This is a genomic window from Pseudomonas sp. PHC1, from assembly GCF_046487845.1.
GTDB classification, from domain to species: domain Bacteria; phylum Pseudomonadota; class Gammaproteobacteria; order Pseudomonadales; family Pseudomonadaceae; genus Aquipseudomonas; species Aquipseudomonas sputi.
In genome coordinates this window covers 1-2,888 of sequence record NZ_JBJXHJ010000047.1, presented here as the reverse complement: position 1 = coordinate 2,888, position 2,888 = coordinate 1, and the positions used below count along the sequence as shown (strand labels likewise).

General features: G+C 64.9%; 1 protein-coding gene. It reads right to left on the bottom strand.

The window, feature by feature from the left end; genetic code table 11:
• Window positions 1-2,888, bottom strand: a 2,888-nt coding sequence (locus tag ACKJSM_RS28575; protein ID WP_410239531.1) for an RHS domain-containing protein, incomplete at both ends; no start/stop codon positions are given.

The window sequence follows — 2,888 nt, the reverse complement described above, 5'->3', positions numbered from 1 at the left end:
TACCGTCCCACGTCCGGGTCGTAATACCGGTGCCGGTTGTAATGCAGCCCGCTTTCGTCATCGAAGTACTGCCCCTGAAAGCGCAGTGGCTGGTTCAGGTAGTCCTCGGTCGCCAGTTCCAGCGAGGTGACCTTGCCGTAGGCGCTGTATTTGGCTGACCAGACGATCTCGCCGCTGTAGTCGGTCAGCTCCTGCGGGGTGCCGAGGTGGTCGAGTTGGTAGTAGAACGGGCAGGCGCGTTTCGGGCCTTTGCCGTCGAGCATCGCCAGCGGGCGGAAGGTGCCGGGTTCGTAGATGAAGCTGCGATGCTGGGTCGGGCTGCTTTCGGCGATCAGGTGGTCGCCTTGCCAGAAGAACTCGGTGGCCTGGCCGTCGACGGTCTTGCGAATGCGCCGGCCGAAGGCGTCGTACTGGTAGCTGGCGCTGGTGCCGTCGGGACGGGTCAGGCCGATCAGGCGGTGCTGGCTGTCGTAGCGGTATTCGGTGACAAGCTGTTGCGCGCGGCCGCGGCGTTCGCGGATCAGGTTGCCGAAGGCGTCGTAGTCGTAATGGCGGTCGCCTTGCATCAGCAGGCGATTGCCTTTGATTTGTGTCGGGCCCGGACGGTCCTGCAGCAGCAGGTTGCCGGCCGGGTCGTGGGCGAAGTTTTCCGGCACATCGTCGCGGGTGTGGCGCACGCGGATCAGCCGGTCGAGGGCGTCGTAGGTGTAGCTGCGCTGGCCGTGGCGGGTGTCGGCGATGTGTTCGAGATTGCCGTTGGCGCTGTAGGCAAAGTCGCGGCGGTACAGCGCGCTGCGTTGATGGCCTACGGCGTGGGACTTCAAGCGGCCCTGTTCGTCGTAGGCATATTCGCTGAGCAGCAGGCCTTGCTGGCGCTGCTGTTCGCGGCCGTTCTGGTAGACGTGACGGGTGAGCAAGGCGCCGTTGAGGTCGATCGCAGTCAGCGCCCCGCCCTTGGCGTAGTGGTAGTCGAGCTTGCTGTTGTCCGGCAGGCGCAGGCGGGTCAGTTGGCCGCAGGCGTCGTAGGTGTAGCGCAGGGTGCCCCAGCCCTGATGCTCGCGTACCAGCCGGTCCTGCAGGTCGTATTCGAAGGCCAGCGGGTGATCCTGGCCGTCATCCACGCCGACCAAACGGCCTAAACGGTCATAGCGATAGCTGACCTCGACCCCGTCCGGCAGGGTCTTGAGCAGCAATCGCCCGGCGCTGTCGCGCTGGTAAGTGGTGACCCGCGTCGAGCCGTCGTCGCCGAACTCGGTTTTCTCCAGCAGGTGGCCGTTGCGGTCGTAGACGTAGGCGGTGCGCCGGCCATCGAAGCCGGTTTCCTGTCGGATCAGTCCGGTGGGCGTGTAGTCCAGAAGGTACTTTTCGCCGGACTCGTTCTCGATTTCCGTCAGCAACAGCTGCGCATGGTCGTAACGGTACTGCAGCCGCGTGCCGTCGGGGTTGATCCGCCGGCTGACCAGGTGCAGGTCGTCGTCATACTCATAACGGGTGATGCGCCCCAGTTCATCGCGTTCGGCGGTGACCTGGCCGTAGGCGCTGTAGGACCAGGCGCGGGTGGCGCCATTTGGCGATGTGGTCTGGATCAGCCGACCGACGGCGTCCCACGCATGACGGGTGACGGCACCGTGTTCATCCTGTGAAGTAATCCGCCGCCCCTGCAGGTCGTAGGAAAACTTGCGAACCCCACCGTCCGGCAGGCTTTCCTCGACCAGTTGGCCCAGGTCGTTCCACACGAACACATGCCGACCCGAATCCGGATAACGGACCGACAGCAACCGCCCCTGCGGGTCGTAGTGGTAATGGGTGACATGACCGTCCGGATCGACCGCCTCGGTGATATCCCCCTGGGCATTGCGCCGATAGGTCCAAACGGTGTCGCCACGTGAGCGGCTGTGCAGGAAACCGTTGCGGTACTCGTAGGACGTCGGCGCATCGTCCGGCGGAATCAGCGCGATCAGCCGTCCGGCATCGTCGTAGCGGTACTCGGTAACCGCGCCGAGCGCATCCTGCTCGGCGACCAATCGGCCCTGCGCGTCGTAGGTCTTGAGCTGTTCACCACCGTCGGCGGCGACCTGACGCACCAGCCGCGCCGTATCGTCGTGGACGTAAACCTCTTGCGTGCCGTCGACGTACTGCACCGTGACACGGCCGGCGTCATCCCAGACGTAACGCGTGTCCATCTGCGAAAACGACGCCCAGTGCCGCACGCAACGCGCTGCCTTGCCGGCGCGCTCCCACGCCCAGAAGAAGCTCGCGCCGCCGGCCAGCTGCCGCTGCAGGATGACGTGTTGGTCGTCGTAGTCGTAACGCTCGCTTTCGCCGACGGCGTTCGACGCCTCGATCAGCCGATGACGGGCATCAAAGCGATAGCTGGCCAGCGTCTGCTCGGTGCGCCAGGCTGACTCCCGAAAAACCTGATAATCGACCGCGACCAGATGCGCCCGCTCGTAGCGCAGCAGCAGCGAACGGCCAGCGCCGTTATCCAGCCGTTGAATCCGGTCGGAAAGATCCCGATGCACCGTCAGACGATTGCCATACGCATCGCTGACAGCCGTCAGACGCCCAGCCCGAAAGTGATAAAACCGCGCCGCGTCCCCGGCCAGCGCAACAATCAGCTCCTGCGGCTCATCCCCGAGAAAGATCGCCGCCCGCGACAAGCTGTTGTGAATCGCCGGCCGCTCGACGCTCGGCAATGGAAACCGCGTGCGCCGGTTCTCATGGTCAACCCAGACCACCGCAGCGCCATCGACCTCCAGCCGATGCGCCAGCGAATGGCTCCAGCCGAACCCCAACCCGACATCGATCTCGGCGGCACTGCTGCGGTACAACCGAGTGAACTCGAACGGCAGCAGCCCGTCGAGCACGCCGTCAGTCAGGGTCAGCAG